General features: G+C 48.0%; 22 protein-coding genes. 1 reads left to right on the top strand and 21 read right to left on the bottom strand.

Annotated features, from left to right (window positions below):
- The first annotated feature begins 6 nt into the window (after positions 1-6).
- On the top strand, positions 7-318 hold the full coding sequence (locus tag K0H60_RS07075) for an EscU/YscU/HrcU family type III secretion system export apparatus switch protein (RefSeq protein WP_374908216.1): 312 nt from the start codon (positions 7-9) through the stop codon (positions 316-318).
- 27 nt (positions 319-345) lie between these two features.
- Here K0H60_RS07075 and K0H60_RS07070 read toward each other — a convergent pair whose 3' ends face one another.
- The 21 genes from K0H60_RS07070 to fliL form a co-directional block, all read right to left on the bottom strand.
- Positions 346-744 carry a DUF2802 domain-containing protein gene (locus tag K0H60_RS07070; RefSeq protein ID WP_011622093.1) on the bottom strand — a complete coding sequence of 133 codons (399 nt, stop codon included), beginning with the start codon at positions 742-744 and terminating at the stop codon, positions 346-348.
- A gap of 154 nt (positions 745-898) precedes the next feature.
- Positions 899-1393, bottom strand: a complete 495-nt coding sequence (locus K0H60_RS07065) for a chemotaxis protein CheW (protein WP_011073088.1) — start codon at positions 1391-1393, stop codon at positions 899-901.
- A gap of 7 nt (positions 1394-1400) precedes the next feature.
- Complete coding sequence (locus K0H60_RS07060; RefSeq protein WP_220057692.1) at positions 1401-2408, bottom strand: chemotaxis protein CheW; 1008 nt, start codon at positions 2406-2408, stop codon at positions 1401-1403.
- On the bottom strand, positions 2392-3183 hold the full coding sequence (locus tag K0H60_RS07055; RefSeq protein WP_220057691.1) for a ParA family protein: 792 nt from the start codon (positions 3181-3183) through the stop codon (positions 2392-2394). The genes K0H60_RS07060 and K0H60_RS07055 overlap by 17 nt, the downstream gene beginning before the upstream one ends.
- 64 nt (positions 3184-3247) lie before the next feature.
- A complete protein-coding gene (locus K0H60_RS07050; protein WP_220058129.1) occupies positions 3248-3763 on the bottom strand; it encodes a membrane anchored protein in chemotaxis locus in 516 nt (171 codons plus the stop codon).
- A gap of 13 nt (positions 3764-3776) precedes the next feature.
- The gene (locus K0H60_RS07045; RefSeq protein ID WP_220057690.1) at positions 3777-4901 is read right to left on the bottom strand and encodes a protein-glutamate methylesterase/protein-glutamine glutaminase; all 1125 of its coding nucleotides are present in this window, start codon (positions 4899-4901) and stop codon (positions 3777-3779) included.
- 18 nt (positions 4902-4919) lie between these two features.
- Complete coding sequence (locus tag K0H60_RS07040) at positions 4920-7184, bottom strand: chemotaxis protein CheA (RefSeq protein WP_220057689.1); 2265 nt, start codon at positions 7182-7184, stop codon at positions 4920-4922.
- Positions 7185-7199: 15 nt separating this feature from the next.
- Positions 7200-7937: a protein phosphatase CheZ gene (locus tag K0H60_RS07035; RefSeq protein WP_220055060.1), complete on the bottom strand. Its 738-nt coding sequence runs from the start codon at positions 7935-7937 to the stop codon at positions 7200-7202.
- Positions 7938-7950: 13 nt separating this feature from the next.
- Positions 7951-8334 (bottom strand): chemotaxis response regulator CheY, encoded by a 384-nt coding sequence (gene cheY, locus K0H60_RS07030; RefSeq protein WP_007649667.1) that lies wholly within the window; start codon positions 8332-8334, stop codon positions 7951-7953.
- 47 nt (positions 8335-8381) lie between these two features.
- Complete coding sequence (locus K0H60_RS07025; protein ID WP_011622086.1) at positions 8382-9095, bottom strand: RNA polymerase sigma factor FliA; 714 nt, start codon at positions 9093-9095, stop codon at positions 8382-8384.
- Positions 9088-9969: a MinD/ParA family protein gene (locus K0H60_RS07020; RefSeq protein ID WP_011622085.1), complete on the bottom strand. Its 882-nt coding sequence runs from the start codon at positions 9967-9969 to the stop codon at positions 9088-9090. Before K0H60_RS07020 ends, K0H60_RS07025 begins: the two co-directional genes overlap by 8 nt.
- 4 nt (positions 9970-9973) lie before the next feature.
- Complete coding sequence (flhF, locus tag K0H60_RS07015; RefSeq protein ID WP_220057688.1) at positions 9974-11350, bottom strand: flagellar biosynthesis GTPase FlhF; 1377 nt, start codon at positions 11348-11350, stop codon at positions 9974-9976.
- Between the two features lie 11 nt (positions 11351-11361).
- Positions 11362-13461, bottom strand: coding sequence for a flagellar biosynthesis protein FlhA (flhA, locus tag K0H60_RS07010; RefSeq protein ID WP_011716429.1), 2100 nt, complete (start codon positions 13459-13461; stop codon positions 11362-11364).
- A gap of 118 nt (positions 13462-13579) precedes the next feature.
- Entirely contained in the window at positions 13580-14710 is a 1131-nt protein-coding gene (gene flhB / locus K0H60_RS07005; protein ID WP_011716428.1) for a flagellar biosynthesis protein FlhB, read from the bottom strand.
- Between the two features lie 17 nt (positions 14711-14727).
- The gene (gene fliR / locus K0H60_RS07000) at positions 14728-15525 is read right to left on the bottom strand and encodes a flagellar biosynthetic protein FliR (protein ID WP_220057687.1); all 798 of its coding nucleotides are present in this window, start codon (positions 15523-15525) and stop codon (positions 14728-14730) included.
- Between the two features lie 4 nt (positions 15526-15529).
- Positions 15530-15799: a flagellar biosynthesis protein FliQ gene (gene fliQ, locus K0H60_RS06995; RefSeq protein WP_011622080.1), complete on the bottom strand. Its 270-nt coding sequence runs from the start codon at positions 15797-15799 to the stop codon at positions 15530-15532.
- A 17-nt stretch (positions 15800-15816) separates the two neighbouring features.
- Positions 15817-16563, bottom strand: coding sequence for a flagellar type III secretion system pore protein FliP (gene fliP / locus K0H60_RS06990; RefSeq protein WP_011622079.1), 747 nt, complete (start codon positions 16561-16563; stop codon positions 15817-15819).
- Positions 16560-16967: a flagellar biosynthetic protein FliO gene (gene fliO / locus K0H60_RS06985; protein ID WP_220057686.1), complete on the bottom strand. Its 408-nt coding sequence runs from the start codon at positions 16965-16967 to the stop codon at positions 16560-16562. The genes fliP and fliO overlap by 4 nt, the downstream gene beginning before the upstream one ends.
- A gap of 33 nt (positions 16968-17000) precedes the next feature.
- A complete protein-coding gene (gene fliN / locus K0H60_RS06980) occupies positions 17001-17375 on the bottom strand; it encodes a flagellar motor switch protein FliN (RefSeq protein ID WP_011716424.1) in 375 nt (124 codons plus the stop codon).
- 12 nt (positions 17376-17387) lie between these two features.
- Complete coding sequence (gene fliM, locus K0H60_RS06975) at positions 17388-18419, bottom strand: flagellar motor switch protein FliM (protein ID WP_011716423.1); 1032 nt, start codon at positions 18417-18419, stop codon at positions 17388-17390.
- A 40-nt stretch (positions 18420-18459) separates the two neighbouring features.
- The gene (fliL, locus tag K0H60_RS06970; protein WP_220057685.1) at positions 18460-18984 is read right to left on the bottom strand and encodes a flagellar basal body-associated protein FliL; all 525 of its coding nucleotides are present in this window, start codon (positions 18982-18984) and stop codon (positions 18460-18462) included.
- Positions 18985-19045: the final 61 nt, after the last annotated feature.

Below are 19045 nucleotides of genomic sequence, written 5' to 3'. Positions count from 1 at the left end.
GAACGAATGATGAATGAAGAACCCAAAACCCAGCAAGCCGTCGCCTTAAGTTACGATGGAAAACATGCTCCTAAAGTCGTGGCATCAGGGGAAGGATTAGTTGCGGATGAGATTATTGCACTTGCCAAAGCGTCAGGCGTTTTCATTCATCAAGATCCTCACCTGAGCAATTTTTTAAGATTACTCGAATTAGGCGAGGAAATACCGAAAGAGCTTTATCTGCTGATCGCAGAACTGATTGCGTTTGTGTACATGTTGGATGGCAAATTTCCTGAGCAGTGGAATAACATGCACAAGAAAATTGTAGAGAAAGCCTAAAAATATGAACGATGCAACTTTATCAGCCTATTTTCGATGAAGGCGAATTAACAGCTCAGCCTCAGCTTTAGGTAACTCACACTCTTTAATCAGTTCGTCCACGCCCGCCCCTAATGCGACCATTTTCATCGCTCGGGTATAGAGTTTGGCTTGAGGATCCTGCTGCGTCGACTCTTCGATACGCTCGGATTGTTGATGTAAGCGCTTCTCAAGCTCGATAACACGTCGTCCCATGCCGATAGTGCCACTGCGAAGCTCCTGTAACTCCCGTTTAAAGGACTCACGTTGGCGATCGCCTTCTTTGACCAGTACGGTTAACGCTTCAACTTTACTGCGCAACTTACTCAATTGTTTTTGGAGATAAAGGACTAACCCTAAACACGCAATCACATAAACTAAGGCTGCGATTAAAAATTCATCGCCCATTAATCATCCTTACGCATCACAATAAACTGAAATCAACAATACAACAGGCTCACCAAACGGCAATCGGAAAGATTAAACAATGGCGAAATGAACCGTTTGTATCGTGGAAAGCAAGGACGACAGATTAACTCATCTGTCGTCTCATCATGGAAGCTTAGAGCTGATTTAACTCAGCCCATTCTTCATCGGATAATAACTTGTCTAAGTCGACAAGGATCAGTAGCTCGTTATCGCGATTGCTCACGCCTTGGATAAACTTGGCGCTTTCTTCTGTACCGACATTCGGCGCATTATCAATTTCAGAACGGCGCAAATAAACCACTTCGGCCACACTATCCACCAAAATACCGATAACTTGTTTTTCAGCTTCGATAATCACGATACGAGTCGAATCATCCACTTCCGCCGATTGCAGGCCAAAACGTGAGCGAGTATCAATAACGGTCACCACATTGCCGCGCAGGTTAATGATCCCTAATACGTAATGGGGTGCGCCAGGCACAGGGGCAATCTCGGTGTAACGCAACACCTCTTGCACCTGCATCACATTGATACCGTAAGTTTCGTTGTCTAACTTAAAGGTAACCCATTGCAATACTGCATCATCTTTACTTGCAGCCACGGCCGCGACATTTCTTGTATCTTTCATGTTTACCTCAACCAATGGAGTCCTGACAGCCTAAACCCGCATCAAGCATTTCAACTAAGGCTTGTACGTGCAAAATGCCACACATTTGTTCTTTCACTACACCAGCTAACCAAGGACGTTTCCCCGCTTTGCTGCGCCAGTTTACTTGCGATTTATTAATTTTTACTGCATTAACGAGGGACTCACAAGCTAATCCCCAATTACTGCCTTCTAATAGTACAAGATATTGATAATTTACCGATTGCGCCAGTTTATCCGTGTATTTTTCTGGCATCACCCATGCACAGGTATCAACCAGATTTAACTGCTCTTCCCTGTGGGTTTGCACCCCTAAAAACCAAGATGGGCGACCGATAATATGATTAATCCGCTCAACCTTAACGATCCCACCAAGACTCACTAAAGGCACGGCTAAGGTTAACCCTGCTACCTTAAAGAATAGTACTTGAAACTCATCATCGAGTACTTCTTGCAGGTCTTTTGTGATACTTGGAGGGGCAAACCCCACCTGAGTCTCGGGAGTTGTCTCAATGCTTATCTCGTCATCCACGACAGTGGATGGCTGCTCAAGTGTTAGGCTAGCATCGCTTGCGAGTGCTGAAGAGATACTCTCTTGGATCTCCTCCGCTACCTTATCAGTATCAGGCACAGCTTCGCTCAACACTTCCGCGGGCTTCTCCTCAATCACCACCGTTTTTAATACCGGCGCGAGGAGTTTCTCCAAAGCCTGCTTATTAACTAACGGAGCAGGCTCATCAAGATGAGGCATATTGCTGGCAGACTTTGCCTTCTGTGGCTGCACTTCGGCGGCAATAGTCACGCTCGCATGCACTTTAGCCTGGCTGTGCTCGGCTAAAATAGCGTCATCGAGTAATTGCGCTTCATTTTTTTTGCCAGCCAGCGGCGTCGCAACCTCATGTTGAGGCGCATTCGGGGAAGCCACAGCTTTGCAGTCTTCTTCATGCAGCAATAATTCAAAAAAATCAAAAACAGTTTCATCAACCGATTTTGACATGGCCAAACTCCCCAGCTAAAAGAAAATCTAATAATCGCTCGTAAGCTTTCACGCCACGACTGCCGCTTGCATAATGGGAAGCGGGTAAATGTGCCAAACTGGCGTCTCTAAACTTAGTATCTACGGGGATAACATCTCGCCAAAGGCTGTCGCCATATTGTTCACTCAGCACCTGCAAGGCTGCAGGTGATGCCTTAGTACGTTTATCGTACATAGTGGGTACGACGGTATAGCTATAACGGGTTTTCTTTGACCGCCCCATGATTTCCATGGTTTTTACCATACGTTCGAGCCCTTTGATGGCTAGAAATTCGGTTTGCACAGGGATCACTATGTGTTGACTGGCCGCCAGCGCGTTTACCATCAACACCCCTAACACGGGAGGACAGTCCACAATCGCCACATCGTAATCATCGGCAACCAGAGCCAATAAATTACGCAGCACCAACCCCATACCCTCTTGATGTCCTAGCGCTCGGTCTAACGTGGCTAACGCCATCGTAGCAGGCAGTAAATCTAAGCCATCGACTAAGGTGGGTACTATGTGGGATTTCACTAAATCAGTCGTCAAACTCTTATGCGCCACAAACACGTCAAATAGCGAACCGGGAACCTCTTCGGAGTCAATGCCAAGGTAATAACCAAGCGATGCGTGGGGATCGGTGTCAATCATCAGTACACGCTTACCCCGTTTAGCGAGCGCACCCGCCAAACTGGCTACTGAAGTGGTTTTTCCAACCCCACCTTTTTGATTCGCAATGGTCCAGACTTTCAAAGAACTGACCTCTTTAATATTGATTCTCGGCTATTCATCACGCCCGTTTGAGCAACGACAAGCACTACTCGCCTTCCCTTGTGGTCACTCTTATGCCGCCGTTAGGCAAACTAATGACTTTCACCCCATCGGCGTTTTCCGAAATCACCACAGGGACATTACTCGACTGAGATTGCGCTTGTGTGGATGAAACCGATGAGGCTTCTGTACGCAATGACTCAGGTACGGGATCGACAGCAGTTTGCTTCTGCGACGGTTTATCTTCAATCGGCTTCTCAAGCGTCGACGGAATTTTTGCATCGGATGCCGAGAACGCCTCTGGACCTAGGGTCACCGCCTTTTGCTCTCCCGGTGAAGCCAACTTTAGCATCGCTTTAGTTTGATCCGGATGGGAAGCGAGCCAAGATGCAATCGCCTGCGCCTGTTCATCCGGCACCATGAGCAAAATCTGTGTAGACTCCAATCGCTTTACATCATCGCGTAATGCAATGATTTTTCGATGATAGTCCAGACTTAATGCGGCTAAGCACAATATGGCGATTGCCATTAACACTATGATAAGCAAAATATTTGTGCTTATCTGTGTTTTCGACTTAGCCACGCGCAGACTCTTTTAAAATCGACTCCGCCATGTTATCCAGAGAAATGGACTGAGTAGCGATACCCGCACTGGCCACCGCCTGCGGCATACCATAGACCACGCAGCTCGCCTCATCCTGTGCCCAAATGGTCGCGCCCGCCGATTTCAACATACGTGCGCCTTCGCGGCCATCGGCTCCCATTCCCGTTAGCACGACCGCCAGCACATCACCGCCATAGGCTTTAGATGCTGAGGCAAAGGTAATGTCGACGCAGGGTTTGTAGTTCATCTCCGCGCTGCCAGCCAAAACTTTGACACGGCCAGTAACACCAGCGCGCTCAACCATCATTTGCATCCCACCTGGTGCAAGGTAAGCGCAACCGGGACGCAATACGTCACCGTTAGCCGCTTCTTTCACTTCAATCTTACACAAACCGTTTAAACGGTTCGCAAAGGCGGGCGTAAAGGCCGCAGGCATATGCTGGATAAGCAAAATAGGATGCGGATAATTTGCTGGGAACTGAGTCAGAATCTTCTGCAAGGCGACAGGACCGCCCGTCGATGTGCCAATCAGCAATAATTTATATTGCTTACCACTTGGACGAATCGAGGTCGCAGGTGAAGAACGCACAGGCGCTGGCGCAGATTGCGCATGGGTCGATGTACCACCTAATACTGAACTCGCGCTCTGGCGAGGTGGCGGCGTAGGTGTCGTTGGACGCACCACAGGGCGGAAAATCCGGCGGCGACCTAGAGCTTTTACTCTTTGCTGCAATAATAGAATTGCGTCATCTTTATTGGTCGCAATATCTTCAAAGCGCTTAGGTAAGAAATCGAGCGCCCCCGCATCGAGGGCATCTAACGTGGCTTTAGCGCCATCATGGGTCAATGAAGAAAACATCAAAATCGGTGTTGGACATTTCGCCATGATCTCACGAACGGCAGTAATTCCGTCCATAACTGGCATTTCAATATCCATTGTAATGACTTGAGGATTAAGCTCGGCAGCCATCTTCACCGCTTCGGCCCCGTTAGAGGCCGTCGCGATCACTTCCAGTTCAGGATCTTGATTGACTATTTCACTAACACGTCGTCTAAAAAAACTTGAGTCATCAACGACTAATACTTTAATGGCCATTCCATTCCTTATTGGAAACTAACTTTTATTCTTCGCATAATGCTTTAATAATCCAGGGACATCCAAGATTAAGGCGATGCCACCGTCGGATGTGATTGTCGCCCCCGCCATACCCGGCGTGCCATGCAACAATGCTCCCAAGGGTTTAATCACCACTTCTTCTTGTCCAATTAAAGCATCGACAACAAAACCAATTTGCATCATGCCCAACTGTACAATCACCACATGGCCGTGTTTCTTATCACCATGTTTAAAGCTGGTTCGATTGCGATGTAACCACTGCTCCAGATAGAAAAGCGGTACGGCCTTGTTGCGGACAATCACAGTCAGTTGTCCATCGACAATATTGGTCTTGGTGAGATCGAGATGGAAAATCTCATTCACGCTGGATAAAGGCAACGCAAACACTTGCTTGGCAACGTCCACCATTAAGGTAGGCATAATCGCCAAGGTCAGCGGCACTTTAATCTCAAGTATGGTGCCCTTGCCTTTCATCGAGTCGATATGCACGGTTCCGTTAAGTTGGGTAATACGGGTTTTCACCACGTCCATTCCCACACCACGGCCGGAAATATCTGAAATCTCCACTTTAGTCGAGAAGCCAGGCGCAAAAATCAGGTTATAAGCTTCACTGTCAGTCATCCGCGCCGCGGTATCCTCATCGAGTACCCCACGCTTGATGGCAATTTGCTTTAACTTTTCAGGATCCATACCTGCGCCATCGTCTTCGATTTTCAGCAGGATATGATCACCCTCTTGGCTTGCAGACAGTGTGATGGTACCCGTTCTTGGTTTGCCGCTGGCCTCACGGTCATTAGGCATTTCAATGCCATGATCTACCGAGTTACGCACTAAGTGCACTAACGGGTCAGCAAGCGCCTCAACTAAGTTTTTATCTAGATCGGTCTCTTCGCCCACGAGGACTAAATCGATTTCTTTATTCAGGGTACGGGCTAAGTCGCGTACAACCCGAGGGAAGCGACCAAAGACTTTCTTGATGGGTTGCATGCGGGTTTTCATCACCGCGCCCTGCAAATCCGCTGTCACTAAATCTAAATTCGCCAGCGCCTTAGACATTTCCTCGTCATCACGACTAATGCCTAAACTCAATAAGCGGTTACGCACTAACACTAACTCGCCGACCATGTTCATGATTTGGTCGAGTCTGGCGGTATCGACGCGAACGGTCGTCTCGCCCTGAGGTACGTTGGCAGACGCTGCAGCGGCCGCTTTAGCAGGGGCTTTTTCAGCAACCGCAACATCAGTTTTGGCTTTTACCGCTGGAGGTGTTGCTGGTGCAGCAACACTGGCCTTGGGAGCGGTAGGCGTTGAAGGCGCAGCGGCACTTGGAGGTGCTTTCACTGGCTCGGCTTTCGCTGTCACTTTTGCAGGAGCACCGCCTTTACCGTGTAACTCATCGAGGAGACGCTCGAACTCATCTTCGGTGATTTCGTCCGAATCAACAGCGGGAGCGGTAGGCGTTGGTGCAGCAACAACAGTTTCTGCTTTTGGCTTAGCAGCTTCTTCCACTTTACCTTTAAACTTGCCAGAACCGTGCAGCTCATCGAGCAGAGCTTCAAACTCATCATCGGTAATATCATCGCTAGCGCTTGCGGATGTCGCTTGAGGCTTACTGACATTTTGCACAGCAGGTGCAGCATCAGCTTGAGGCGCAGAGACGCCAGGACCTTTTCCGGCGCCGTGCAACGCATCGAGTAAGGCTTCAAACTCTGCTTCATCGATTTCATCGATACTGGAATCTGAAAGCTCTGATTTATCGACTGGCATTTCAACGGCGGCGACTTCAACCACTGTTTCTATAACAGGTTCGGGTTCGGGTTCTGGCAATGGTTCGACTTCGGCACTACTTTGACCGGATTCGGAAGGAAGCGGTTCACCGGAGCTGAGCATTTTCAATTTAGCCAATAATGCAGGATCTGCTGGGTCTTGTTGCTCGCCTTGTTGGGTTTGAGCAAACATAGTGTTAATCGCATCGACAGCCTGAAGAATGATGTCCATTAACTCGGCGGATACACTACGCTTGCCTGTGCGTAATAAATCGAAGGTGTTTTCTGCTTCGTGACAAACATCCACCATGGGAGTGAGACTAAGGAAACCCGCACCGCCCTTTACAGTATGAAACCCCCTGAAAATGGCATTTAGCAAGTTAGTATCATCAGGATTGTTTTCAAGCGCGACCAGCTGCTCTTGCAGCAACTCAAGGATTTCGCCCGCTTCAATCAAAAAGTCCTGGAGTATCTCTTCATCTACATCAAAGGCCATCAAATTGACTCCCAGTTAGAAACCCAGACTCGATAGCAGATCATCGACTTCATCTTGACCAGTAACGACGTCTTGACGAAGCTCGGCATTCATTATCGGTCCTTCAGCTTCAATATTATTTTTCTGAGTAATCTGACTCTCAATCACGGGTTGCTCACCAAATACTGTCAGCATAGACACCAGATTACTTTCAACTTCCATCACTAGATCGATCACCCGACGGATCATTTGTCCAGTCAGGTCCTGAAAATCCTGCGCCATCAAAATCTGGTTGAGCAATTCGCGTAAGCGATTGGAATCCAATTCGCTACGTGACATCAAATGCTGCACATTGTGGCAAAGCGCTTTAAAATCGCTCAAGGCGATTTCACGACGCATTAATTTGTCCCAAGATGGCATCACCTGCTGGATATTCGCAGTTAATGCATTGGCTAATGGCAAGCACTCCTCCACCGCATCCATGGTTTTATTCGCTGCCTGCTCAGTCATGTCAATGACATAACTTAACCTTTCCTTAGCGTCGGGGATTTCTGTATTAGCTAGTTCAACCAGACGATTATCGACTTGGAAATCCATCAATGCGCTGTGAAGCTGTCTGGTTAGTTTACCAACTTCATCAAAGAGCTCCCTTTGGAGTGGAGCCGCGAGTTCCCTAAATAAATCATCTGCTTGAGTTTGATCATTCGCGCTTAATAGTTCAACTAAACGCTGAGCCTTCTCAAGCGTAATGAGCCCTGATGTTTGTGACTTCATAGCTCATCCTTGCTTAAGCGAGTCGTTCGAATATTTTATCTAACTTCTCTTTAAGTGTTGCTGCGGTAAAAGGTTTAACCACATAACCATTCACGCCAGCTTGTGCGGCAGCGATGATTTGTTCACGTTTTGCTTCTGCGGTAACCATTAATACGGGTAAATGCTTTAGAGAATCATCAGCACGGATGGCCTTCAGCAAGTCAATCCCTTGCATACCAGGCATGTTCCAATCTGTGACGACAAAATCAAAGTCGCCCTTTTGCAGCATGGGCAGCGCGGTTGAGCCGTCGTCTGCTTCTTGGGTATTATTAAAGCCCAAGTCTCGCAACAAGTTCTTGATGATACGTCTCATTGTCGAAAAGTCATCAACGATGAGAATCTTCATATTCTTGTCCAAGGTTTCCTCCGGTGAGCCGACATTCTGTGCTCAATCAATAATTATACTTATGTCCAATGCTTGAGTTTGCCTTTGAGTCGCAACATTGCCTGACTTAATATCTGGCTAACTCGCGATTCGCTTACCTCAAGAATGGCGCCAATTTCTTTTAAATTCAATGCTTCATCGTAGTATAACGATAGCACTAGCGCATCTCTTTCGGGCAATAATTTTATCGCCTCAACGAGTGCTGAATGAAACTGGGTTTCTGCTAATGCTTCAAATGTTCCATCGCTCACATTATCGCTCGGAGTGAGTATATCCTGCGATACGCCTAAGTCCTCTATCCCTATGATTTTACCAACAGAAACATCGTTAAGAATATGATGGTACTCATCGAGCGTCATATCAAGTTTTTCTGCAATTTCTGTGTCGCGCGCATCACGACCCAACACTTGCTCTAACTCATCAATGGCTTGAGCAACTCGACGATTATTACGATGGACAGAACGGGGAACCCAGTCACCACGACGGATCTCATCCAACATGGCGCCACGGATCCGTATGCCGGCGAAGGTTTCAAACTTTGCACCTTTGCCACCATCAAACTTGGATGATGCTTCTAATAGTCCCATCATCCCCGCTTGAAGCAAGTCATCGAGCTGCACTGAGGCAGGTAATCTGGCGAGCAAGTGATGTGCAATTCTTTTAACCAACGGTGCATACTGTTCAACGATTGACGTTTTACTGTCTAAACAAGTATACGCTGCGGCTTTATTCACTCGTTTTTTCCTCTTGAAAATCTGGTCGCTGAACCAAGCGCTCAACGAAAAATTCCAAATGCCCACCAGGTTGCTGTGGTACCGGCCAGCTCATGATCTTATTCGCTAGGCCATGGTACGCGATAGCCGCTGGAGACTTAGGATAAGCCTCAACCACTAACTTTTGTTTACGCACTGATTTGCGAAGGTTTTCATCAAACGGAATGGTCGCAACCAGCTCGAGTGCCACGTCCAAGAATCGGTCGGTCACTTTACTGAGTTTAGCAAACAATTCCATACCTTCGCGTAAACTGCGCACCATATTCGCAACAATTTTAAAACGGAAAACGCCGTGTTCACGGCTGAGAATTTTGATTAACGCATAGGCGTCAGTGATTGAGGTTGGCTCGTCACAGACAACAACTAGCACATCCTGTGACGCACGGGAAAAACTGAGCACCATATCTGAAATCCCCGCGGCGGTATCCACGATGAGGATATCAAACTGAGTACGCATCTCGCTGAAAGCTCGAATTAAACCCGCGTGTTGCGCAGGACTCAATTCGACCATGCCTTGGGTACCAGAGGTCGCAGGGACAATGCCTATGCCTTTAGGACCGCGGACGATAATATCATCCAGCTCAGCATCGCCAGAGAGTACATGGGAAAGGTTACGCTCGGCACGGATCCCTAACATGACATCGACGTTTGCTAAGCCAAGGTCGGCATCAAGCACTAAGACACGCTTGCCCTTTTCGGCTAATGCTACTGCGGTATTGATGGATACGCTGGTTTTACCCACGCCACCTTTACCACCCGTAACCGCGATTACTTTCACTTTTTCGTTATAGGGTTGATTCATCATACGTAAACCACTTGCTTGATCCAGGGTCATAACTCTACTCAAATGCACAGGTCATATTATCTGACCACGCTGTGTCTGGTAACGATTGTTGTTCAGTGTTTTCTAAGGCCGCTAACGCTTGCTCTGCAAGCAATAAAGTATCGGCAACTTTCATATCTTCGGGCACTCGCTGCCCATCCGTAACATAACTTAATGGCAACCCACTTTGGATCAACACACTTAATGCGCCCGCTAACGACACGGATTCATCGAGTTTGGTGAGTACAACACCAGATAAGGGAATGCGTTTAAAGTGATTTACAGCATCTTGTAGCACACGGCGCTGCCCTGTGGCAGACAGTACCAGATAACTGCGGATAGGTATTCTGCTATTTGCAGTTAAATTATCAAGTTGCTGGTAAAGCCGCATATCTCGTTGGCCCATCCCCGCAGTATCTATCAATACTAGCTTGCGATTTCTGAACTGATACAGAATTTGCTCTAGCTCAGCAAGGTCATGGGCTTGCTTAACGGGACAGCCCATAATTTTGCCATAGGTGGCCAATTGCTCATAGGCGCCAATACGATAATGATCTGTAGTAATCAAAGCGACTTGGTCTGCGCCATGATGGGCGGCGAAGCGAGCCGCTAATTTGGCTAAGGAAGTGGTCTTCCCCACACCCGTTGGGCCAACCAATGCCACAACACCACCTTGCTTAACGATATCATCACCTTGATTATCAAGCATATTCGCTAGACTTTGTGGCAAGGCACGAACTAATTCTGCTGGGGTATAGTGTTGACTAAGCGCCGCTAGCTTGTTCGCGACCGCAGGCGAAAACTCAGCCTCCAGTAACTTTGACTCCAGCATGGCACCCACAGGGTCAATACGTTTTTTGTGTTCAGTCATCAACGCAGACACTTGATGAGTGAGCAAATTGCGTAAAGATGCTAACTCATCACGCATCGCTTCGAGATCCGCATTTTGTTTCTGTGATACCTGCGGCTTCTTATCGAAGGCATTTCCCATATCACGGCGCTCAGCTTTTGGCGCCGCGGGTGCCTGTAGTGCTTGTGCCCACGCAGGCAATTCCGCGTCTTGCTGTTGATGAGTGAGTTGTTGGTTTAAACGGCTTTGTTGCTTCTCGAGCAAGGCTTGGAGAGAGTCCGCTGGCGCCGAGGGTTTAAGCTTAGTCTCAGCACGAATCGGCGCTTTAGCACCGAGCGACACTAAATCATCACTCACATCCATAAAAGTCGGTGCAGCTGCAGGCGCCTTCGCTTTGGGCTCGTCATAGTCAACGGCGGCCACAATCTCAATGCCGCCATTTACTTTTTTATTCGACATAATCACGGCATCGGAGCCGAGCGTGTCCTTCACTTGGGCCAGTGCAGCACGCATGTCTTTGGCAAAAAAACGTTTAATCTTCACTTATGCGTCCTCTACTGGCCGACGGCAGACACTATGCGTATTTGCTTTTCATCGGGGATTTCTTGGTAAGAAATCACTCTGAGATTAGGAATAGTATATTTAACAAAGCGAGACAGTGTCGCACGTAACATACCTGACGTTAGCAAAATAGCGGGCTGACCAACCATTTCTTGCTTTTGAGCGGCATCCGCTAAGGATTGCTGCATACGCTCTGCAAGACCAGGTTCGATATTCGGACCATCGCCACCGGTTGCTTGCATTGACTGATGCAACATCTGTTCCAACTCTGGCGCCAAAGTTATGACAGGTATTTCAAGTTCAGGACCCGAGATCTCTTGAACTATCATGCGCTTCAATGCGATACGCACTGCCGCCGTTAACACTTCAGTATCGTTACTCTTAGTGCCGTATTCTAACAAAGTTTGCACTATGGTACGCAAGTCTCTGACAGAAACTCCTTCATTTAATAGGTTTTGCATCACTTTTACGACATTTCCTAGCGGCATCACATCCGGAATAAAGCCATCCACCAGCTTAGGCGAATGCTTGGCAAGCATATCCATCAGTTGTTGCACTTCTTCGTAGCCTAAGAGTTTCGCCGCATTATTCGTCAAAATCTGACTGATGTGGGTTGCCACCACTGTCGCAGCATCCACCACGGTATAACCTAAGGTTTGTGCATGTTCGCGAAGCTCTGGGGCAATCCACACGGCTTCAAGACCAAAGGCAGGATCACGAGTCTCTATACCATCGAGCTTACCGTAAACTTGACCAGGGTTGATGGCAAGTTCGCAGTCATGGCGAATATCCGCCTCTCCAACCACCACGCCCATTAACGAGATGCGATAGGCATTAGGTGATAAATCGAGGTTGTCACGAATATGTACCGCAGGCACCAAGAAGCCCAGTTCTTGCGAAAGTTTTTTACGTACCCCTTTGATCCGACTCAGTAACTCGCCACCTTGGCCCTTATCGACCAACGGGATCAAACGGTAACCCACTTCTAGACCGATAGTATCAACATGGTGCACATCGTCCCAGCTAAGTTCTTTAGGTTCTCTTTCGGCTCTTTCCGTTGGGCCCGTTTTGACTTGCTCAAGGGCTTTGGCACGTTTGGCTTCATTACGTTTGAAGATAAAGTAAGCGGCACCAGCGGTGATCACGGCAAAGCTTAAAAACGCCATATGTGGCATGCCAGGCACAATACCCATCACAAAGAGTACGCCGGCCGCAATACTGAGCGACTTGTGACTGTCAAACATCTGACTGATCAGCATCTGGCCCATGTCGCCAGATTCATTTTGACGGGTCACCATCAACGCCGCGGCGATTGACAGTAATAAACCTGGGATTTGCGCGACGAGACCGTCACCAATGGTTAACAGGGTATAAATTTCAACGGCTTGGGAGAATGTCAAACCGTGCTGCACAATCCCGATAATAAACCCACCGAGAATGTTGATCACCAAAATCATAATACCGGCAATCGCATCGCCCTTCACAAACTTAGATGCACCGTCCATTGCGCCATAGAAGTCGGCTTCGCGGGTCACCTCGGCGCGTCTGGTTCTGGCTTGATCCTGATTAATAATACCTGCGTTTAAGTCGGCATCGATGGCCATTTGCTTACCGGGCATCGCATCTAAGGTAAAGCGAGCACTCACCTCGGCAATACGGCCAGCACCTTTAGTCACAACGGCAAAGTTGATAATAATCAAAATGATAAATACGACTAAACCTACAGCATAGTTACCGCCAATCACCACGGAGCCGAAGGCCTCGATCACCTTACCGGCGGCGTCACCACCATTGTGACCTTCGAGTAATACTACACGGGTTGATGCCACGTTAAGCGCGAGTCGCAGCAATGTTGCAACTAATAAAACGGTTGGAAACGCAGCAAAGTCTAAGGGTCTGTCGGTATAAATCGCGACAAGAAGAACAATCAAAGCCAAGGCAATGTTAAAGGAGAATAAAACGTCGAGCAGAAACGGCGGGATAGGCAGCACAATCATGGCCAATGCCGCAAGCACTAGCATTGGCGTACCTATGCCCTTGAAAGAGCTCAGTTTCAACTGTTTTACTTGGCCTAGGGAGGCTTTAACATCCATTCACAGATACCTAAACTTTGACGCATAACAGCCTGAAAGCAAAAAGCGCGCCAACTGCTAGCGCTTCTTGTTGTGGGTTTATCTCTGTGAACTATTTCTTCGGTAACCTAACACTTAACTAGTGTTTTAGATCGTCAGGAATGGGTTGATTAACAGGGATTGGGATAGGTTTACGGCCACGACCTTTTTGGTACTGGCGTAACTGGAACACATAAGCCAGTACCTGCGCCACCGCTGTAAATAGGCCCTCTGGGATCTGCTGCTCAAGCTTAGTGGTGTGATAAATTGCCCGCGCCAGCGGTGGCGCCGAAACAATCGCAATATTATGTGCCCTTGCCACTTCACGGATTTTAAAGGCGACTTCGTCCACCCCTTTAGCGATAACAAAAGGCGCTGCAGAGCGCTTTACATCGTACTTGATGGCCACGGCATAATGCTCAGGGTTTACCACAATCACATCTGCATTGGGAACTTCAGCCATCATGCGTCGCTGCGCTAACTCACGCTGCATTTGCCGTACTCGACCTTTAACCTCAGGTTTACCTTCTGTATCTTTATACTCGTCTTTAACTTCCTGCTTAGTCATTTTCAGTTGTTTGTTGTGGTTCCAGATCTGAAACGGCACATCGATCACCACTATGACTAAGACGGAGGAGCAAAGCAGAATGAACATCCACACTAACAAATCCAGCGCGTGATGGACGTTACCGGGGAGATGATCGGCAGACAGGAGCAGAATATCGTTGAAATAATGACTGAGTAGCAAATAAGCCGCGATTGCTACCACAGAGAACTTAGCAATCCCTTTGGTTAATTCAACCAAGGCCTGCACACCAAACATCCGCTTAAACCCCGCAATAGGGCTCATCTTACTGGCTTTAGGCATCATGGCTTGGGTAGAGAAATTCATCCCACCAAGGGATACGTTACCAATAAATGCCACCACGACAATCAGTAACATAATCTTGAGTAACGGCCAGCCAATCTCGCTCCCCACGACGCCCCATACATTAAACATCTGGTTCGTATCGAAAATAGCGGCGCGCTCCATGGTAAATACACGCTCGAATACATTGGATAGGGCTTTCGCTATTCCAGGTCCAAGCATATATAAGCCAGTCGCCGCCGAGAGTAACACGGTCGCGGTACCTAACTCTTTTGAACGGGCTACCTGCCCTTTCTCTCGCGCCTGTTCGAGGCGCCTCCCGGTGGGTTCCTCGCTGCGTTCGCCGCTACTTTCTTCAGCCATTACGCGTTCCTATCCGGTTAGAATATGCCATTGGCTTGACACTGAAGCCCTAAAATATCGCAAAGCAAAAGCTGTGCCGACGCCCAGACTTCTTCGAAATGGGCCATTACGGGAGTCAAGGTCAACCATAAAATCAGCAGTCCACCAATCATAGTGATGGGGAAACCTATCGAGAAAATGTTCAGCTGCGGCGCGGCGCGGGTCATGACTCCAAAGGATAAGTTAACGAGTAGTAAGGCAATAATCGCCGAGAGCGACATGGTCAGTGCCGCGCCAAACATATAGGAGCCCCATTCCGCCAGCGAGCGATAACTTGTCAAGGTTAGCCCTTGATTCGAAATAGGTAAGGTCTCAAAACTGGCGACAAGCATACGGATCATCAACAGGTGTCCATCGACAGCGAGAAAAATCAACGTCGCGAGTAATAAAAAGAAGTTACCTATCACTGGCGTTTGTTGGCCAGAACCAGGGTCAACCATAGAGGCAAAACCTAAACTGGTTTGCATACCAATGATCTGGCCCGTTAACACAAAGGTTTGCATCACCATTTGGGTCACAAAACCCATGGCGACGCCAATAATAATTTGCTGGGCGGTAATAAAAACAGCGCTTAAGGAAAAGAGTTCGGCATCCTTTACGGGCGGCAAAACTGGCGCAATGGCAAGCGTGATGGCAATTGCTAACAGTAAGCGAACTCGAGTCGGAGTTGTTGTAGCCCCAAACACCACCATGACCATCAACATGCTGGTCACACGAAACAATGGCCACATGTAAGAGGCAATGGTTTGCATTAAGGTGTCGAGCAGCAGCTCCATGGACTTAACCCACCACTTGGGGAATGCGGTTAACCATTTCGATAAAGAAATCCATCAGGGTTTGCACTAACCAGTGTCCCATGACCATCAAGGCCAGTAAGGTCACTATGAGTCGAGGTAAAAAGCTTAAAGTCTGTTCGTTAATTGAAGTTGCGGCTTGAAACACCGCCACAATTAAGCCAATACCCAGCCCTGGCAGCACGATGGCCGAAACCATCATGACAATCACGGCTAAGGCCTCACGGAAAATATCGATTAGGGCTTCTGGCGTCATCGCGAATCTCCGCTCGTCTAACCAAAGCTATTGGCGAGTGTACCCATTACTAGGCCCCAGCCATCGACAAGTACAAACAACATGATCTTAAAGGGTAAAGAAACAATCATCGGCGAGAGCATCATCATACCCATGGCCATCAAGATACTGGCCACCACGAGATCGAGCACTAAGAAAGGCACAAACAACATAAAGCCAATTTGGAAGGCGGTTTTAAGTTCACTGGTAATAAAAGCTGGCACCAACACGCTCATTGGCGCTTCTTCTGGGGAATTAATGTTTTGATACCCCGAGATATCGATAAAGGTTTTTAGATCTGTGGTACGCACTTGTCCTAACATAAATGCCCGTAATGGCTCTTTGCCCTTATCGAAGGCCTGTTGCAGCGTGAGCTGCTCATCAATATAAGGCTTGACCCCTTGGTCATAAATTTTGTCGAACACCGGCGCCATAATAAAAAAGGTCATAAACAGGCTCATACCAATCAAAACTTGGTTAGAAGGTGTCTGTTGTAAACCAATGGCTTGGCGCAAAATCGACAGCACCACTATGATGCGGGTAAAGGAGGTCAACATAATGACCATGGCCGGGATAAAGCTCAGCGAGGTCATTAGCAACAGGATTTGCATGGTCACCGAATATTCGGTCGAACCATCGGCGGCGGTTTTTACGGTTACCGCCGGCAATACACCATCGGCCGCGCCCACCGATGCGGCAAACAACAGGGTACTGACCCCAATTAAGGTGAGTATGTACTTCATCATTGTTTTAATTTCGCCTGCCGTAGCTTGTCCGCAAAGGAAGTGGACTCAATTTCGATTGGCTCAGCTAATTTATCAATTAAATTAACCTGTTGCCCGCTAACGCCCAACAAATACTGCTGTTCACCAACCTGAACTAACACCAAACGCTCCTTCTGCCCAAGCGATGTTACCGCGAGGGTTTTCAGCACACTGTGATTTGTCGGCACTAAATTAAATCGCCGCAGAAAGTACGCTAAAGCGAAGATAAGCAATAACACTAAAATAAGACCGCCAAGCATGCTCGCTGCGGCGGCCATTTGCGAAGGTTCAGCCACTTTCGTTGCTGTCGCGGTACTTTCGTTAGCAACGCCAGCAACACTCGCCTGAGTCGCTGCTACTAGACTGAGAATTACCGATGTGCTCATCTCGCTCCTTCAGGCTTCGTGTTTATCGGTGAATTACTTAAGCTTTTTAATCCGCTCAGTTTGACTGATCACATCCGTTAGGCGAATACCAAACTTATCGTTAACCACAACCACTTCGCCATGGGCGATAAGTGTGCCATTGACCATCACATCTAACGGCTCACCCGCCACCCTATCCAACTCCACTACAGAACCTTGGTTCAGCTGCAGCAGGTTACGAATGCTGATATAGCTGCGACCGACTTCCATCGAAATCGTCACAGGGATATCTAAAATAGTGTCTAGTTTGGCGGCTTCGGCCTTACTAATTGGCTGCGACTCGTCTACCAGCTCGTCAAGGTCAATGGCATTAGCTTCTTCCAATGCCTGTTCGGCCATGGCTGCTGCCCAATCATCATCTGTACTCATCTCACTTCACCTTTATAATTCGGATATGTCTCTGGCTTTGCCTTTACGTGTCACTAATTGCAGTTCGGATTTGACCGTTTCAGGACGTGGGATTTTTTCGTAAATTTTAAGTGCTAGATTATCGCGTGAACGCCCCATTTTACAGCGATACGTCGGTAAGTCTTCGATTTTCATCATAATGTATTCAGGCAGCTCGATTGGAATAATATCCCCGGCCTTGAAGTTCATGACGTCTTTGAGTGTGAGTTCATGCTCAACCACACTGGCATCAAACCCGACTTTCACATCCATAATTTCGTCATGCAGCGCCTGTGACCAACGCATGTCCGTGTCTTGTTTATCACTCTGCACACCGGCATCGAGTAGTTCACGGATAGGTTCAATCATCGAATACGGCATAGTGATATGGAAGTCACCGCCGCCGCCATCCACCTCGATATGGAAGGAGTTAATCACCACCACTTCAGTTGGACTGACGATGTTCGCCATCGCGGGGTTGACTTCGGAGTCTAAATAATCAAACTCCACATCCATCACCGGCGCCCACGCATCTTTATAGTCTTCAAAGATAATCTTAAGCAAAAGTTGCACGATGCGACGTTCGGTCGGGGTAAATTCCCGCCCTTCAATCTTGGCATGGAAACGGCCATCGCCGCCAAAAAAGTTGTCCACCAGAATAAATACTAAACGCGCTTCCATGGTGATCAGTGCCGTACCTTTTAAGGGATGAAAGCGCACCATATTCAAGCTGGTCGGGACGAATAAGGTGTGTACGTACTCACCAAATTTCAGCATTTGCACGCCGTTAATCGATACTTCGGCCGCACGACGCATCATGTTGAACATGCTGATCCGCAGATGGCGGGCAAAACGCTCATTCACAATCTCGAGCGTGGGCATACGGCCACGCACGATACGGTCTTGGGAGGAAAAGTCGTAGGAGCGAGCTTCCAGCCCCGCGGCATCAAGCTCATTATCCTCTTCGACGTCATCGACTCCGTGTAAGAGCGCATCAATTTCGTCTTGGCTTAATAAATCACTCACAGTATTGTCTTCGCCTCTTTAAGGTGCTGAAGATAAAAGGTTATTGCATTACAAAACCGGTAAAGAGTACTTTTTCAACCACTTTACGTCCGGTCACGGATTGCAAGGTATTTTGCACGCTCAACAGCGCTAATTGCCGCAATTCATCTTTACCCGCCTGAGTACTCAATTTTTGTACATCGGCGCCACTAAAGGTGGTTAACAGCGCATCTTCAATCAATGGAATGTGTTTTTGAGTCAACACATCATCGTCTTGGCCTCTGACCATCAGTTGCACTTTAATTTCAACGAGACGAGCACGGTCTGGCCCAGGGAGGTTAAATAAAAAAGGCCGTGGCATTGGCACATAGGCCGCTATTGCCGCATCGGCAGCAGGAGCAGTAGCCTCAGTAGCTGTAGCGCCTTCGGCGGCAACTTCGGGTGCCTCATCACTGCTACCGAGGAAAAACCACAGCGCACCACCTATTAATAGTGCCGCTACGACTCCCGCACCGATAAAAATAAACTTCTTCTTACTTTTAGGCGCTTCGGTGCTTTCAAGTTCTAGTGATTCTTCCTTGGCCATTTTATGTACTCTTTAATTGGCTAAATGCGGGAATGGATTAGGATGCGGATTATAATCCGCA

The organism is Shewanella mangrovisoli (genome assembly GCF_019457635.1).
In the GTDB taxonomy this organism is placed as follows: Bacteria; Pseudomonadota; Gammaproteobacteria; order Enterobacterales; family Shewanellaceae; genus Shewanella; species Shewanella mangrovisoli.
This window is presented reverse-complemented; position numbering and strand designations above follow the sequence as displayed.